Genomic DNA, 15,992 nt, shown 5'->3' with positions numbered 1-15,992 from the left:
CGGCAGCGTCAGATGTGTATAAGAGACAGTATGTAATATGAGTAAGATTTGGTGACAAATAATTAAAATTCGTTAGACCCTATGAAAAATAAGCCGAATGATATCACTTTTAATCATAAAGTATAAACTCCGGTTTAAATTATGAGTAGCTTATCCAATAGAAAAATTTGATACTGCATAGTAACATATTACATTTAATTATAAAGAAGTGTTGTTGAAGATGGCATCTATGGGGAGAATATAATTAAAGATAATATAACCATGGATAATAAGGCCAATAACAATACAAAAGTGTTCACAACTTCCCATTCAAACATGAACTTTATTTGGGCCTTTTTGAGGTCTACCCCATTTTCAGCCTTAGTCGGATATGGTCCAGCTTCCTGAGATTCTTTACTTTCCCTAATTTCGTTCCATCCGGCAGGTAGACTTCAGCCGAATCAAGTTCTATGCTGCCCGAGGAAGATGCCGTTCAGGCTTCTCCGAAATAAAAAAGAAGGGGATTTGCTCCCCGACTGGTCTGTCTGCTTGGCAGGACAAACTCGAACCTGCAGAACAAAATGAAGTCTGAAATCAATCAGTCTTCCCTTTTCATCTGCGGGAAAAGGATTACTTCCTTGATGGATTCGAGGCCCGCGAGGATCATGGTAAGGCGGTCGATTCCGAGCCCCATGCCGCCGGTTGGGGGCAAGCCGTATCCAAGGGCTGTTATGAAGTCGTAATCGATGGTCTGGGCTTCAAGGTCTCCCAGCTTCCTTTTCTTGTCCTGATCTTCGAACCTCTTCTCCTGTTCAAGCGGGTCGTTTAATTCGGAATAGCCGTTTGCCAGTTCCCAGCCGTTGAGGAAAAGCTCGAAGCGCTCGACAAAACCTGCTTTCTCCCTGTGATTTTTGGCAAGAGGGGAGTTTTCTACAGGGAAATCGTATATGAAAGTCGGGTTTATCAGCTTGTCCTCTACCAGACCTTCAAAAAGCAGAGCAAGGAATTCACCGTGGCTCTTTGCCTTTTCGTAATCTTCAATCCTGTTCTCAATGGCGATTTTCTTCAGCTCTTCAATAGAGTGGGCAAAGACATCAAGTCCGGCATATTCTTTTAAGGCGTCTTCCATGGAAAGCCTCCTCCATGGAGAACGGAGGTTGATCGTGTTTTCACCCATCTGCACCTCATAGCTGCCTGTCAACTTGAACACGAGTTCCGAGACCATACCTTCAGTTAAGTCCATCATGTCATTATAGTCCCGGTAGGCCTCGTAGACCTCGATCATCGTAAACTCAGGGTTGTGGGTCGTGTCAATGTCTTCGTTTCTGAAGTTTTTGGCAATCTCAAAGACCTTCTCATACCCGCCAACAACAAGCCTCTTGAGGTAGAGTTCAGGGGCAATTCTCAAAAAGAGGTTCTGCCCGAGACAGTTGTGGAAAGTCGTGAAAGGCCTTGCGTTTGCGCCTCCATATACAGTCTGGAGCACAGGGGTTTCAAACTCGAGAAATTCCCTTTCGGCAAGGAACCTTCTGATCTCGGAGATGAGTTTGCTCCTCATGACGAAAATTTCTCTCTTTTCGGCGTTGACTATGAGGTCAAGGTACCTTTTCCTGTACCTGGTCTCGACATCTTTTAAGCCGTGGAATTTTTCGGGGAGGGCGCACAGGGACTTGGAAAGCAGGACAAATTCGGACACACTGATGGAATCTTCTCCTCTCTTTGTCTTGAAAATTTCACCCTGAACCCCTATGATATCTCCGGAGTCCACAAGGTTCTTAAAAGTCTCGAACTCTTCGTCCGGAAGGTTTCCTTTCCTTACAAGCACCTGAATCCTGCCGGTCTGGTCCCCAAGGTCGGCAAATATCATTTTACCGTGCTTTCTGATGTTATAGAGCCTTCCTGCAGTCCTGACAGATAAGCCCTCGTTCTGTTCAAAGTCCTCGAACTTTTTCAGGATATCGCAGATATCCCCGTTCTTTTCGAACTTATAGGGATAGGGGTTGAGCCCCTGGCTTATGATACCGTTTAATTTTACAATTTTAGAGTCGTCAAAAGCCCTGGAGCCCGATAAATCAGTTTCATCAGACAGGGGCATTTCTTCAGACAGGTCCGTGTTGTTAATTTCCATAGTCATTGAATCAGTACATCCTCTTCAGGTGAATGTAAGTAAATCGATCAGTAAATTAAACTTAAGCCAATCCGGAAACTGAAGACTGCTTATTCTACCTGTTAGCCTTATTCCGGATATATTTTAACATACATCCCTGCATTTTATATAAACGTTAAGAAAAAAGAGTCAAACGTTTTCAACAGTTTAGAAGACTGCCCTGGTTATTAGCATCTGCCTGTGGTCTGTTCACATTAATATTACTTACCGGAGGTTTCGGAAGTACCGGAAATACCGGAATTTTTGCGTTTCCGACCTTCCTTCCTGACTCGGACTCTGGTATGCTGCAATTTGCGGATATTTTTAAGCAGCCCGAGCCTTGTCCCGTCCAGCAGATATATTTCGGCATCCTCAAGTTCAATCCCCCCTGAAGAAAAAATCGGACCCAGAAGGTCTTCCTGTGTTGACTCATTAAAGGGGACGCCCCCGCAGAGCTCATTAAAAGCGGGCATGATAAAGACCTCAGGGTCTGCCCAATCTCTCCTGTTTTCAAAATCAAGGTTTCCGAAACGAGCTTTCAGGGTTTCAACATTGAATTTTGTCCTGATCCAGGCAGGTTCAACTATAGAATAACCAAAGGCATCGGTAAAACGGACTGTGGGGTGGTTATGGGCAGTAATTACGTGGGATGCAGCCAGAAGTTCAGGTGCAGGCCAGGTATGCCCGTGGAAATACCCCACTCCATCAATAACCGCGCCACGTACCGAATGGACCTTAATATCCTTCTGTCCGCTAAAAAGAGATTCAATTCCTCCGTCATGGTTGCCCGGAAAAATATCCACATGCGCATGTTCTGCAAGCGTTTCAAGAAAATGAGGGATCTCATCCTTCTCCTGCCAGGAGATCTGAGGAACATTATGCTTCACATCCCCAGGGAGCACTATCCGATCAGGAGAACATGTTTGTATATAGCCAAGAACCCGGTCCAGCCGGTCTTTTATCCGGCTTGGCAAATTGATCCCGCTCCTGTAGAGGTCCCACTCGATCCCGAGGTGGATGTCGGCAATTACCAGTGAGGTTTCCGTGTTCGTGACGGTGAGGGCTGGCTCGTTGAGGATTGGGGTTATTTCAGGAGGCATAATCGGCGGAAAAAATCATTTTTTAGGATTTGAAGAAATTATTTTTTCTAAAAGGTAAGCTGTTCTTGAAAAGAGAGCATAACTTTTCAGGCCCGCAGCAATATGTAGTTTACGATATTTAAATGATCGGGCACTGGCAAATCATATATGCATGTTCCTAGATTTCATCCGCACTTTTCTCTGGTCTGACCTTTGGTGAATCTTATTTTTCCTGTCATGGGTTCATGTGCATTTACATAGATGTATACAAATAAGAACACATTGACACCGTTCTTCTTTTCATTATGGACTAGCATATCTAATGGCAGAAGGAATAACTGATTACATGTGATTTTAAAGGAATTTTTAATTTTTAGAGTTCCTGTTCAATAACCTGAGGATACGACCCTATTTTTAAAGGATCAACAATCACAGCACCGATTAACAGCCCCGTGGAGATCCCCACAAAGGTCAGAGCTACCTGGATCAGACTGGAAATGGAAGGTGAATAGTTCTCCACCAGTGCAGCTAAGCTGATAAATCCAAGTGCTCCGGGAACCAGGATCCAGAATGCAGGTATTATAGACACATAATACGGCGTTCTAAGCCTGGATCGCTCCAGAAAAGTTCCCAGCATGGTCATGATGATGGAGCCTGTGAAAGCCCCGAGAAGTCCTCCTAAAAGGTAGTTCCCGGCTTGCTGTCCCAGGAAAGTGGCAAACAATACAATTAAAACCCCTACCATATCCTTGTTTCTGATAGACATCAAAAGATACATCCCGAGGGTGAAAACAAGAACTCCGATATAGGGAGCCCACCAATTTAGAGGAGTTGCCGTATCAGCTACTATGTGGACCCCGGACAGTCCTGCAACCTGAAGGCCTACTATCACTCCAAATAAGAGAAGTAGCAGTATTACAACCCCCTGAACCAGGCGGGTTGCACCGGATACCACATTGTTTGCTGCCAGTTCGAACATTCCGGTGGACAGAACTGCTCCGGGGATGAAGTAGGCAAGTGCTGGGACCATTATAGTTAGGGACCCGTTTACAATTCCCTGTTTAAACCCGAAAGAGAATATCGTGGAAACAATAAAAGCCGTTAGAACAGGCAGAATCAGAGTAAATTTTGGTTTATCCTGAGAATAAGCTAATATAAGTCCCACTACGGCCCCTAATGCCCCACAAAAAAATAACCCATTAAGGGTTGGCAAAAAGAGTGTTCCCAGGCCTGTGGAAAACAGTGCATAGCCTAAAATATTTTTAATATAGTTATGCTGGCGTTTAACATTAAGGATTTCATTAATACGCCTTATTCCCTGTTCAGGTGTTATTTCAGCATTTTCTGCCTGGTAGATCAACTCATATAATCTTGAAACCTGGTCTAAAGGAAGTACTCCGGGTTTCTGCAGGGTGACTTCCAGAGCCTTTGAATCTCCATCTGCAATCTTTATGAGTAAAAAAGTAGGTAAATTAATAACCTCTTCAGCTTTGACACCATAAGCCTGGCATATTTTTTTTAAAATTGATTCTATGGACATCACCGCGATTCCTGCAGCAGTCAGAGCCCGGGATATCTCGGTGAGAAATTTCAGAAGATGTGGAGGTAAACCACTCTCATCTGAAATATTCAAAGGGTTTGTGTGAGATGAATCAGTATGTGGGACCATTTAACCAGTAACTCCCTGAACTTATACTGCCCCTATAAATAAAATTGTTTTTGAAAAAGGATTATACCTGGAGAGAATGTTATTAAAGAATCTGTTTTCTTGAATTTATGCACTTTGAATTTTCGGTGTGTACCGCATTCCCCATTTGCATTCCCTTATCATCATGCGTTCGAAATCAGACCAGCTGAATCTACCGGGTCAGCCTGACTGACCTCCTAACCGTTCATGACATCATCTTCGCCGTGTTTCCGTCGCCGATATCAGTGGCACTGCTCCACTTCTAAACCCTCATCGTGGTGATATTCATGGTTTACTCTCCTTGCATTTCTGGACCTCGTTGTCGAAAATCAAAGCTCTTCGACATTGGTGATTAACTGGTGGAAAAAGCCGATAGATTTGGCAAACTCCCTGACCAGCACCCGCTCGTTGACGCCGTGCCAGCGTGCGGCGTCTGCCGCTGATTCGACACGCACGGCGGTGAAGCGGTACACGTTCCTGGCGATAGAGGCAGCGAAGTACTTGGCATCAGCTCCGCCGATGACGAGATACGGGGACACTACCAGGTCGGGCGTGCCCCAGGTCTGGCGGATCGACTTCTCAATCGCCCTGTACTCCTTGCCACAGGGGTCCGACACCGGAGACGGATCGATGGAGTCTGAAAGTTCCGTTACCTCCACCCGGTTGTCATTTACTATCTTCCTCACCTGCTCCAAAACTGACTGCACGGTTTCGCCCTGCAAAATCCGGAAATTCACAACCGCGGTGGCAATTGGAGGCATGACGTTTTCCTTGACGCCGCCGTTGACCATCGTAACCGCCGTGGTGGTATGGAGCATAGCCGTGGTTTGAGGGCCGGTGAGCATGTATTTGAGGAACTGGTCCTCGCTGGTGTTCCGGGCTTGCCATCCCACTGTGGGGTTTTCCGTATACTCCAGGGCACGTTCTTGCTCTGTAGTCTCTTCCATTTCGGGCTCGCTGCCAAAAGCAATATCTTCCAGAACCTCGTGGAACTTCTCTGGGAGTTCCGGCCCCAGGAAACGCATCTGGTCCCGCACGGGCTGTGTGATCCGGTAAGGGAATGGGTTGGCCTCGAGTTTGGTGATCGCCTGAGCCAGAATGCCGATGTTGGAGTTCTTTGGAGGCATAGCCGAGTGCCCGCCGGGGCCTGCTACCTTCAACTGCAGGGTGGTGTAACCCTTTTCCGCTGTGCCGATCAGGGCGATTGGAGCGGCGATACCGGGGAACAGACCGGCGGTCAGCGGCAGACCCTCATCCAGAACCAGTGCGACCTCATTGATACCTCGAGATTTCAGCTCTTTCACTATCTGCTTCACGCCTTCAGGACCCATCACCTCCTCGTCCTGTCCGAAGACCAGATGGATGGTGCGCTTTGGCTGGAAGCCCTGCTTGAGGTGCATCTCGACGGCTTCCAGGATGGCAAGGATCATGATCTTGTCATCGAGCGAGCCACGGCCCCAGATATAGCCATCAGCGATGTCTCCTGAAAAGGCTTCATGTTCCCACTGCTGTTCGGTGCCAGGGACCACCGGCACCACATCCTGGTGCCCCATCAAAACTATTGGAGGCAGGGAAGGATTCTTGCCACTCCAGGTGTAGAACAGGCTGAACCTGCGGGGATCGCCGAGGATCTCCCGTTTCAGGGTCTTGTGGATGAGCGGATAGGTGTCCACCAGGTATTGATGAAAATCATTGAACGCTTTCTCATCAAAGTCACTGCGGTCCTGATTGGAGATGGTAGGGAAGGTGATGGCTTTGGAAAGCCGCCTGGCAGCTACATCCTCATCCACCGGCACCTCCACCACAGCGACATCTATCATCTGCAACGAATCAAATTCTCTCTCGGTAACCATGCAATTCCCCCTTGATATACGAAATTATTTTTCGCACGTTGTCTGCACAACGATTGTGCGAGGCACTCGTCGAATACCTGAACGCCTCGATCTAACTTTTCTGGAAACTCGTGGCAATGAACCATGCCAGAATCTCTTCCTCCTGCTTGCCCGTGCCGAACTACACCGCGACGGTAATGCTTGATGGAGATTATAGTTCGTCTTTCTGTAGAAGGAGAGGGAGCAGGGGATGGCTTATTACATAAAAAATACACGTGGTTTTATAAAAAAAGGCATATTAATCAGATGTACTGAAATTAGATAAGGGATTTTAAAATCGAATTTGAGATCCTTTGCAATAGCATATACTGGCACCGAGCACGGAGTAGAAGCCTATCCGGAAGAATCTGTTTTTGATGAAGCGGCTGTCATATTAAAGTCGCCGCTATCAAATAAAAGAGGATGCCGAAAAGAAAAATTTCAGGAATTAACTCATTTACCACACTCAGTGCTAATCACAACTCTTTTTCCGAAAGCTTTTCGACCTTTTCCGAGAGCTCTTTGATCATCTTCCGCATCTCGGCAAGCTCGTCCTGCACCTCAAGGATCCTGTCATACATGGGGCTCCGGTTGTCTTTAACGGCCTGTTCCTGGGAAAAACGCTGTTTGCTCGGCAGGACATAAACGTACACAAACCACATCGCAACAAAGCCTATGATACTCAACCCCGCAAAAAAGAGGAAATACTGCGGAAAAACGGTCCTGATATACGAATCCCCTTCACTATAATACTGAAGCCGGGAAATCATCAGGAAATTGAGGATTGAAAACAGAAACATTGCCTCCCCCATAAGGGTAAGCAGCCCCCCGACCCGGGTGGACATTTTCCTCTGTTTTGGTATAAGTTTTTCAAACACTTTGGTCACCTTTGGAATCAAAAATAGGAGATAGAAGTTTAGATATAAAAATTATGACTATCAAAGAATATAAAACATGGCAGGATTCGGCTCATTAATTATTCGGGTTTCCGGGGAAGAGTTCAAGCAAGCTTTTTTTATAAAAAAGCCCATATTATAAAAGAGGGGAATTGCTATGGTATATGTTGTTATAAAGCATAAAGTAGAGGACTATTCCAGATGGAAATCTATTTTTGACGAACACGGAACTACAAGAGGGAAAGCAGGATGCAAAGGCGGGCAGCTTTTCTGCAGTTCGGACGAAACAAACGACCTTTGTATCCTTTTAGAATGGGATAAAAAAGAAAACGCAACAGGATTCTACGAATCCGAAGACCTGAAAAAAACAATGCAAAAAGCAGGGGTTATTGGCAAACCGGAAATATATTTCTTAGAGAAAATAGAAGATTTTCCGGTCTGATTTGTAAAATATCCCATAAAAACCGTTAAGGCAAAATGAAAGGGAGAGGAAAAATCCCTTTCCCTAACTTTGTTAGAAATAAAAAAGGTAAGACAGCTTCGATTTTACTTATCATCAATCTTGCTTCTTATTCGATTTTACGTCCCATTGATTTTAAATTTCATACTTCAGCACGTCCTCAATCGTATCCACGTACTCGATATCTATCCCGACATTATCCTCGATATATTCCTCGGCGTCCACAACTTCCGGGACTCTTTCAATGACTTCAAAGCCGCTGACTTCCCTTTTTACTAATTTGTAAGTGACAAGCTCCCTGTTTTCACCTGGAAGAAGGAAGAGAGTTTTTCCCCCGGCTTCTGCTGCCGTAGCTTTTTCGAAAACTCCGCCTATAGCGCCGATATTGCCTTCATCGTCAATGGTGCCGGTAAGGGTGATGCTATCATTAAGTTCAGTGCCGTTGATAGCGGAAATTGTAAGAAGGGCCATTAGAGCCCCTGCACTCGAACCGTCAACACCCGGGATTTCCTGATCAGAAGTAATGCTGAAAATAACATCGCTGCCTGAGAGAGAAACTCCGGTCTCCTTCTGGGCCACGAAAACTGCAGTATTTGCAGCGTCCTGAAAAATCACGCCCATAAGAGGAGTGGTCTGGACAAGCACCCGGCCTTTCCCAGGCCTGGTTTCAACCGAGATATTGAGAAGGGTACCCTCTTCAGAAACCGCCTCCCGGATAAAAGGACCTGACCTTTCCAGTTCAACTTTCTGGAAGACGGCAGGCGCCTGCAACGTGGCAAAACCTTCCAGACCTGCAGGGCATGTTTGAAGGGTATTTTCGAGTTCAAAGACTCTCTCACGGTAGAAGTCCACCTGGGAAGCATAGGACTGGAGAGACTGGTTATTCTGAGTTATTTTTGTTTCAAGCCTTTGATTCTCTTTTTCAAGGGAATTTATACGTGCCTGCATTTCCCGGACCTGCTCCCCCTCAACCGGAGCTTGATATAAAAAAACAAAGTAAGCATTCGCAACAAGCGAAAGGGCAAGGATAAGGGCAAGAAGCCTGGATTTCATATAATGAATTATTTTGCTCCGGCTCGTACTTATTTCTTCCTTAAAGAAACCCGTATTTTTGAGCAGATACATTTGCTGAACAGAAACTTATCAGGAAGGTTACCTATAACCGGTTTTTGGCTCGGACAGCTGGTCTTTCAGGAGTATAGCCCTCGTTTTACATCACTTTCCTCTATATATTGTTCCCTGCCTTGCTCTATAATTTCTTCCCCGTCTTTCCCGTCGTGCTTCCACATCAGTGTTACTTTCAGATTTGTTTCCTTTTCGGACTTGGTAATGACTGCCCTTCCATCCGTAGTCAGGCGAAGGCTAAAAGCCAGCTGTACCTGAGAAGGTCTGCGCTCAACAGGGATTTCCTCAACAGTGTCTCCAACCTTTCTCGAGAGCTCCTTGATAATAAGCATTGCACTGGAAATTGAATCTATGGACTTCTCTTCCACGGCTTTCGGAGATACTAGCGTCATTTTTATCGTGCCTGGAGCATGCCCCAGTTCGGCTAAAATCGGCCCTGTTTTTACAACTTCCTTGCCGGACTTTTCATTATCATCTTTATTGTTGCTCGCGTCTTTATCAAATATGCCTTTAAAATTCATGCATTGTCATCCCCCGGAGGCGTTAAAGGGACGTATGACAGAAAAAAGAATACGGCCCAGAAAGAGCGAAATAAGATAGATAAAATAGTATATAATTGGATAAATAATTGATGATATATTTTAGATGTTGCTGGCTTTTGCAGTTAATCTCTCTGTCTGAAATTGAGGAGAAGCAATAAAAATAGAAAATTTGGAGAAAACAACTAAAAACAGAAAAGTAAGGGGAAAACAGCTAAAATAGAAGGTTGAAGAGAGAACAATAAAATAACAGAGAAACTTTGCAGTATAGATTTTTGCAGTATAGATTTTTGCAGTATAGATTTTTGCAGTATAGATTTTTGCAGTATAGATTTTTGCAGTATAGATTTCCAGTTTTCAAAAAAGAGAGTGCATTAATTACCCTTATTAGAAGGGCAATTAGTGCTGTAGACATCTTTTTCGGGTGGTGTGTAGTTAGTTAAATGGTATTCATACCATTCATATCTCACTTTTTCTTCTTTTCCTGTTCTTCCGCAAGAGCAACCTTTTTACCGCAAAGGTCGCAGTTCCCTTCTTCAGTTATACAGGGCTGTTTCGGAGCTTCCCCTCCACAAATTCCGCACTTTACCATACTATTTTCACCTCCCCTTCAAGTCCCTGGCATTTATGCCATTAGTAATCAGCCAGTCATTGATTTATACTTAATCGGCATCAAAATATACTAAATGCACTCCAGTACCCGAGGGAATTAGTATATCCCAATGACCTTCAGGGTCGTAACAGAAACTTTATAAGTGAAGCCGGAAGATGTAAAAAATATGAAAGACAGCGGCAAGAAAAAAGAAAACTTTTCTGAAAACCCGGAAGATCCGGAAATAGCGGAAATGGCGGAAATAAAAGCTATCAGGGAAAAGCTTTGCGATATGCATAGCGATATCAAGAAAGTTATGGAATATTCGAACAGGCTGCGCTTTGAAACTGCTATGGAATGTTCGAGGCAGGAATACTCAAATGCAGTCCTCAGCCACCTTATTGAAGATATCGATACCGGACTTGAAAGAAATATGGTAAAGAAATGCCCTGAAAAAGAAAACTGCAGGTCTTCCTTTACAGCCCTTCTTCAAAGGAATGCAGGGCTTATAAAACAGGGCAGAGTAGATGAGATACTCCTTTCAAATAATAGGGAAAAACTCGAAGAAATGAGATGTGGAGCCCCTTACAGCAAATGTGACCAGTGTTTTTCCGAAGTATCCGGCCTTTTCACAAAACAGGTCAACCTTATGCACTCGATGAGGATTTATGCTGGAAATCAGGAACAGAAGCCCGATATTTTAACCCTTGAGCCCGGCGCACTTGTGAGAGAAATCCTTGAACCGGTATCCAATCCCCAGCGCCTGGAAATCCTGAAGGCTGTGGCTTTTGAGACGAAAAGTTTCTCAGCCTTTTCCGAAATTACAGGCCTTAGAGGCGGAAACCTGCTCTTCCATCTACAGAAGCTTATGGACAGCGGACTGATCCTGCAGCAGCACGAAAGAGGGGATTATATGATTACGGAAAAGGGGTTCAAAATTCTGCAGGTATTAAACGAATTATATTCCTCACTTCAATACTCCCCACTGCAGCTCCCTGCCAGAAAAACACCCGGGGAAAAAGAAGAAATTCGGATTTAACTCTTTTACCCGGAGCCGATCAGGGAAGGAAAAAGCTAAGATTTAGGCAAAAAACTGAGTAGTCAGGGGTATCTGTTATTCCTGATTTCAACTCTTCTATTTTCAAATTTCTTCGGCTTTCTTTACGTTAGGCCCTTCTTTTGTGTCCTGTACGACATAGCCAAGTGCCTTTATTTTCTCCCGGAGGGCATCGGAAGCTTCCCACTCTTTCTTTTTTCGGGCAGCCTCGCGTTCCTCCACAAGCCTAACAACTTCTTCCGGGATTTCCTCTTTTCCTGTTTGTGCAAAAAGGCCCAGAACATCCGAAAACTGTCTGTAAAGGGAGTAAACTTTTTCCAGAACTTCCCTGTTTTTACAGGATTCAAGATATACGTTAGCTGCGCGCGAAAGTTCCCTGAAAACGGTCAGGGCTTTAGGGGTATTGAAATCGTCCTCAAGGGCCTGCCTGAACTGAGTCTCAAGTTCCGGAAGAGTTTCAAGGGTTTCAAGGTCTCCGGGGTACGCTTCATCTTCTGCGCCCTTCAGGGCAAATTCAAGGTTATCGAGAGTCTCTTTAAGCCGCAGATAATTGTTTTTTGCATTTTCGGCAAAGGCTTCGGAATAGTCCAGCTTTTTCCGGTAGTGCACTGAAAGGAACATGAAACGTACGACCTCACCCCCGTACTTTTCAACGATCTCGGGAAGAGTGAAAACGTTTCCTTTGGATTTGCTCATCTTCTCCCCTTCAACTACAAGGTGCTCTCCATGAATCCAGTTGCGTACGAAGGGCTTTCCGGTTGCACCCTCTGACTGGGCGATCTCGTTTTCATGGTGCGGGAAGATCAGGTCCACACCTCCGGTATGGATGTCCAGGGTCGGACCAAAACTGTTCATTGCCATTGCCGAGCATTCGATATGCCAGCCAGGACGGATTTTCCCCCAGGGGCTTTCATAATAGATCCCCCTTTCGATTTCCTCAGGCGCAGAGGCTTTAAGGAGAGCAAAATCCCGCGGGTTGTCTTTATCATACTCGTCCACGTCCACAGACGCGCCAATTATGATGTTATCAAAATCAATCTTTGAAAGCTTGCCGTAATCCGGAAACCCTGAAATCCTGTAATAAACAGACCCGCCTTTTTCGTAAGCCAGCCCCTTATCGATCAGTTCCCGTGCAAGTTCGATCATGCCTTCAACGTTTTCTGTTGCCCGCGGATACAATGACGCCCGCTTTATGTTCAACAGATCAAGGCCTTTGAAGAATTCTGCCGTGTATTTATCCGTAAAGTCCTTAAGAGACATCCCGGCTGCTTTTGAGTCCCTGATAGTTTTGTCATCGATGTCCGTAATGTTCATTACGAGTTTTACCCTGTACCCGAAGTATTCGAGAGCCCGGGCAATATTGTCTGTCATCAGAAAGGTCCGATAGTTTCCTATGTGGGGCATATTGTAGACCGTAGGCCCGCAGGCATAAATCGAAACCTCACCTTCCTTTACAGGTTTGAATATCTCTTTTTCTCTTGTCAGGGTATTGTAAACTTGCAGCATTCGGAACACCTCTGGTTATTTAATAATGGGAAAAATTAGCCCAATCTGTTACTGTTACTATTACTTCTAATTGCTTTATTACTTTTGGAGCTCCTGGTAAACAATCCTGAATCAAAAAGCCTGAAGCTCCCGAGCAGGAAAGGAGAGTCAGGAAAAGCCTTCTTCAAACACCGATACCCCAAGCCTTTGCAGAATTTTACCCAGCCGAAAAAGAGGAAGTCCAACCACATTAAAGAAATCCCCCTCAACTTTTTCCACCAGCACCGCCCCTTTTCCCTGAGCTGCAAAAGCCCCTGCTTTATCCAGAGGTTCTCCCGTCCTTACGTAAGCTGAAATCTGTTCTTTACTTATGTTAGCCATCCAGACGTTTGTTGACTCGGATTCACTGATTTCCTGCGCGCTGTCAAGGTCCAGAACCGTGAGTCCGGTTATAACCTGAATCTTCTTTCCACTTAACTTTTCCAGCATTTCCTTAGCTTTTTCCGGCAGGTGCGGTTTTCCCAGGATTTCTCCATTATAGAGCACCGACGTATCAGCAGAGATTACAATCCCGGAATCGAAGTGTTTTGCCACATCCCTGGCTTTTTCAACGGAATGCTTCAGAAGAAGCTCTTCAGGGTTCAGCTCCGGCTGAGGAGGTTCTTCATAAGAACTTGGACAAACAACAAAATTGTCCCCGATCAGCTGTTTAAGCAGTTCTTTTCGCCTTGGGGATGCGGACGCGAGAATTATCCTGCGCATGGGGAAAAAATCTGGACGGATAGGATATATTTGTATGGATGGAATGGGAGAAATTAAAAAAATAAGAGGAGAAGTGCCGGTTATCCCCGGGCACTTTTAAAAAACTTTCTTACGTTATACAGTTCCTCAGGTTTTCCCAGGAGGATACAGGCATCATTTTCCTGAAGAAGGAAGTCCCCGGCTGGAGTAGAGATCATATTTGAACGCCTGCGAACCGAAAGTACAGTTACTCCATGCTTTTTCCTGAACTCCAGGTCTGCAAGGGTTTTTCCGTCGAAATCAGAGCCTCTGCCCACTTTAAGGACCTGAATATCGATTCCCGGAAGCCCGTCCTTTATGCTGAACCCGCTGTCAACGCCTGTGTCAACAACAAGTTTTCGCAATCTCCTGTAACCGTTAGCCCTCACATCATCGACCATTTTTTCGATGTCTTCCCTGGGGACAAGATATTTTTCAAGCAGGCGGACAAAGATCTCTACTGAAGTTTCGTATTCTTCCGGGATTATTTCATCTGCACCCAGTGTATTGAGCCGCTTCATTTCCTGCAGGTCGTGTACCTTTGCAATGATGCAGATGTTAGGGTTCAGCTCCTTTGCCTTCTCTACTATTTTCCTTGTAGCATCTGCGTCGGAGATACCAATTACAAGGACTCTTGCATTCTTTATTCCCGCATGTTCCAGTACAGCCCCAAATACTGCATCTCCATATTGTATTCGTTCCCCTTTCATCGTTTCCTGCTTAACAATTTCAGGGTTTGATTCTACAATAATATATGGGATGTCTGCGGTTTTTGCTGCATTTGAGATTGTCTTCCCGGAAAAACCAAATCCTACGACTATAAGGTGGTCTTTCATGTCAGGCTCGACATTTTCTTTCTCTTCAAAGGATTCGGAGTACAACCCTTTTACCAGTTTCATACCGAAATCAGTGCCAGATACCTTCTTGATAAGAAAGTCAGCAGGTTTGTAAGAAGCATTAATCAAAAAGGGTGTAACTCCCATAGTAACGATTGAAACTGCCAGAAATGCCTGGTAAGTCTCCTCTGTCAGAAGAGAGTATTCCAGCCCCAGCCTCGAAAGGACAAAGGAGAATTCTCCTACCTGTGAAAGTGCGAGTCCTGTAAGTATAGTTGTACGTAGCGGGTATCCCAGGAGGAAGGTTATAGCGACCCCTGCTACTGCTTTTATAAGAATAAGGGCAACTGCTGCAAGGATAAGAAGAGGGAGATTATCAAGAAGATAACTGATATTAAGAAGCATACCTATGGACACGAAAAAAAAACTCATGAACATGTCTTTCAAAGGTAAGATATTACCCATTGCCTGCTGGCTGTACTGGGACCCTGATATAACGATCCCGGCTAAAAAGGCTCCGAGAGCTAGAGACAGCCCGATACTGGAAGTAAAGACTGCTGCGGATAAGCAGATGAAAACAACACTCACAAGAAAGAGTTGTTTGCTACCTGTCCTGCCTACATGGTAAAATATCCAGGGAACCAGAAATTTGGCGCTCAGGATAAAAACCAGTATAACGAGGGAACCTTTGAAGAACATACTCTGAAGGGCTCCATCAAAACTCACAGAACTTCCTGCAAGTATAGGAGTGATCAGGATCAGAGGTACGATAGCCAGGTCCTGAAAGATCAGAATTGCAAGCGATGTTTTTCCCTGGGGAGTATAGACTTCATTTCGGTCCTGAAAAACTTTGAGTACTATCGCAGTACTGCTAAGTGAAATTAAGAAACCGAGAAAAGTAGAGGTAGCAGGACTAAAACCGAGATATGAGCATACAATAAGAACTATCGCGGTCGTTAAGAGAATCTGGAGAGAACCCCCGACCATTACGGCCGTTTTCATTTTCCAGAGTTCTTTTAAGGAGAGGTCAACTCCTATCGTAAAAAGCAAAAAGACAACCCCGAGCTCGGAATTCAGGTCTACATTCTGCCCACCGTTAAGAATTCCAAGCCCATAAGGCCCGATCAGCATTCCGGTTACAAGAAAGCCCATCACCGGAGGGACTTCAAATTTGGAAAATATGGTAAGGATGAAGATGGCAAAGCCAAGAATGACATCAACATGTGCCAGTACAGAGAATTCCATTTCGTTTTGCGCCTCTGGAAATCAGAACAAAGATAGATTAAAATTTCTGTAAGTGAAGTTTCTTGAATCTTTAAGGGACATAATAGCTCGGAGTATAGATGAAACACTTAACTCATTATGAAACACTTTATACTCACCTGTCCAGTAAATAATTTATACTGTAGATAAACAAATATTTATCAAGAGATATAGTGTTTACGATAGGATATTGGGTA

16 protein-coding genes are annotated in these 15,992 nt (G+C 44.8%); 4 read left to right on the top strand and 12 right to left on the bottom strand.

Annotated elements, in window-relative coordinates; all coding sequences use genetic code 11:
- Window positions 1-577: 577 nt before the first annotated feature.
- The 5 genes from lysS to EO93_RS07950 form a co-directional block, all read right to left on the bottom strand.
- Window positions 578-2,113, bottom strand: coding sequence for a lysine--tRNA ligase (gene lysS / locus EO93_RS07965; RefSeq protein WP_048161912.1), 1,536 nt, complete (start codon window positions 2,111-2,113; stop codon window positions 578-580).
- A gap of 233 nt (window positions 2,114-2,346) precedes the next feature.
- Window positions 2,347-3,225, bottom strand: a complete 879-nt coding sequence (locus EO93_RS07960) for a metallophosphoesterase (RefSeq protein ID WP_048161909.1) — start codon at window positions 3,223-3,225, stop codon at window positions 2,347-2,349.
- Window positions 3,226-3,389: 164 nt separating this feature from the next.
- Window positions 3,390-3,521 (bottom strand): hypothetical protein, encoded by a 132-nt coding sequence (locus tag EO93_RS18440; protein WP_255350205.1) that lies wholly within the window; start codon window positions 3,519-3,521, stop codon window positions 3,390-3,392.
- A 56-nt stretch (window positions 3,522-3,577) separates the two neighbouring features.
- Window positions 3,578-4,873, bottom strand: a complete 1,296-nt coding sequence (locus EO93_RS07955; RefSeq protein ID WP_048161908.1) for a threonine/serine exporter ThrE family protein — start codon at window positions 4,871-4,873, stop codon at window positions 3,578-3,580.
- 347 nt (window positions 4,874-5,220) lie between these two features.
- On the bottom strand, window positions 5,221-6,744 hold the full coding sequence (locus tag EO93_RS07950) for a M20 family peptidase (RefSeq protein WP_052735412.1): 1,524 nt from the start codon (window positions 6,742-6,744) through the stop codon (window positions 5,221-5,223).
- Window positions 6,745-6,799: 55 nt separating this feature from the next.
- Between EO93_RS07950 and EO93_RS18435 the strand changes: the two genes are divergently transcribed.
- On the top strand, window positions 6,800-6,928 hold the full coding sequence (locus EO93_RS18435; protein ID WP_255350204.1) for a hypothetical protein: 129 nt from the start codon (window positions 6,800-6,802) through the stop codon (window positions 6,926-6,928).
- A gap of 310 nt (window positions 6,929-7,238) precedes the next feature.
- Here EO93_RS18435 and EO93_RS07945 read toward each other — a convergent pair whose 3' ends face one another.
- A complete protein-coding gene (locus EO93_RS07945; protein WP_048161927.1) occupies window positions 7,239-7,607 on the bottom strand; it encodes a hypothetical protein in 369 nt (122 codons plus the stop codon).
- A gap of 208 nt (window positions 7,608-7,815) precedes the next feature.
- Between EO93_RS07945 and EO93_RS07940 the strand changes: the two genes are divergently transcribed.
- Window positions 7,816-8,100 carry a hypothetical protein gene (locus EO93_RS07940; RefSeq protein ID WP_048134731.1) on the top strand — a complete coding sequence of 95 codons (285 nt, stop codon included), beginning with the start codon at window positions 7,816-7,818 and terminating at the stop codon, window positions 8,098-8,100.
- Window positions 8,101-8,253: 153 nt separating this feature from the next.
- Here EO93_RS07940 and EO93_RS07935 read toward each other — a convergent pair whose 3' ends face one another.
- Together EO93_RS07935 and EO93_RS07930 are read right to left on the bottom strand one after the other, a co-directional pair.
- Complete coding sequence (locus tag EO93_RS07935) at window positions 8,254-9,171, bottom strand: S16 family serine protease (protein ID WP_048161905.1); 918 nt, start codon at window positions 9,169-9,171, stop codon at window positions 8,254-8,256.
- Between the two features lie 137 nt (window positions 9,172-9,308).
- Window positions 9,309-9,764, bottom strand: a complete 456-nt coding sequence (locus EO93_RS07930; RefSeq protein WP_200898096.1) for a CU044_2847 family protein — start codon at window positions 9,762-9,764, stop codon at window positions 9,309-9,311.
- Window positions 9,765-10,028: 264 nt separating this feature from the next.
- Here EO93_RS07930 and EO93_RS18660 point away from each other — a divergent pair, with 264 nt between their 5' ends.
- Complete coding sequence (locus EO93_RS18660; RefSeq protein ID WP_200898097.1) at window positions 10,029-10,160, top strand: Cys-every-fifth RiPP peptide CefA; 132 nt, start codon at window positions 10,029-10,031, stop codon at window positions 10,158-10,160.
- Window positions 10,161-10,248: 88 nt separating this feature from the next.
- Here EO93_RS18660 and EO93_RS18430 read toward each other — a convergent pair whose 3' ends face one another.
- Window positions 10,249-10,374: a hypothetical protein gene (locus tag EO93_RS18430; protein WP_255350203.1), complete on the bottom strand. Its 126-nt coding sequence runs from the start codon at window positions 10,372-10,374 to the stop codon at window positions 10,249-10,251.
- A gap of 187 nt (window positions 10,375-10,561) precedes the next feature.
- Here EO93_RS18430 and EO93_RS07925 point away from each other — a divergent pair, with 187 nt between their 5' ends.
- Window positions 10,562-11,413: a winged helix-turn-helix domain-containing protein gene (locus EO93_RS07925; RefSeq protein ID WP_048161924.1), complete on the top strand. Its 852-nt coding sequence runs from the start codon at window positions 10,562-10,564 to the stop codon at window positions 11,411-11,413.
- Between the two features lie 102 nt (window positions 11,414-11,515).
- Here EO93_RS07925 and cysS read toward each other — a convergent pair whose 3' ends face one another.
- The 3 genes from cysS to EO93_RS07910 all read right to left on the bottom strand — a co-directional run bounded on the left by cysS (window position 11,516) and on the right by EO93_RS07910 (window position 15,777).
- The gene (gene cysS, locus EO93_RS07920) at window positions 11,516-12,937 is read right to left on the bottom strand and encodes a cysteine--tRNA ligase (protein ID WP_048161903.1); all 1,422 of its coding nucleotides are present in this window, start codon (window positions 12,935-12,937) and stop codon (window positions 11,516-11,518) included.
- 147 nt (window positions 12,938-13,084) lie between these two features.
- On the bottom strand, window positions 13,085-13,678 hold the full coding sequence (locus EO93_RS07915) for a Maf family nucleotide pyrophosphatase (RefSeq protein WP_048161902.1): 594 nt from the start codon (window positions 13,676-13,678) through the stop codon (window positions 13,085-13,087).
- An 80-nt stretch (window positions 13,679-13,758) separates the two neighbouring features.
- Window positions 13,759-15,777: a cation:proton antiporter gene (locus EO93_RS07910; protein WP_048161901.1), complete on the bottom strand. Its 2,019-nt coding sequence runs from the start codon at window positions 15,775-15,777 to the stop codon at window positions 13,759-13,761.
- Between the last annotated feature and the right edge of the window lie 215 nt (window positions 15,778-15,992).

Origin of the sequence: Methanosarcina sp. 1.H.A.2.2 (assembly GCF_000979975.1) — an archaeon.
Taxonomy (GTDB): Archaea; Halobacteriota; Methanosarcinia; order Methanosarcinales; family Methanosarcinaceae; genus Methanosarcina.
The sequence above is the reverse complement of the archived record's forward strand: the minus strand, read 5'-3'. Positions and strand labels throughout refer to the sequence as shown.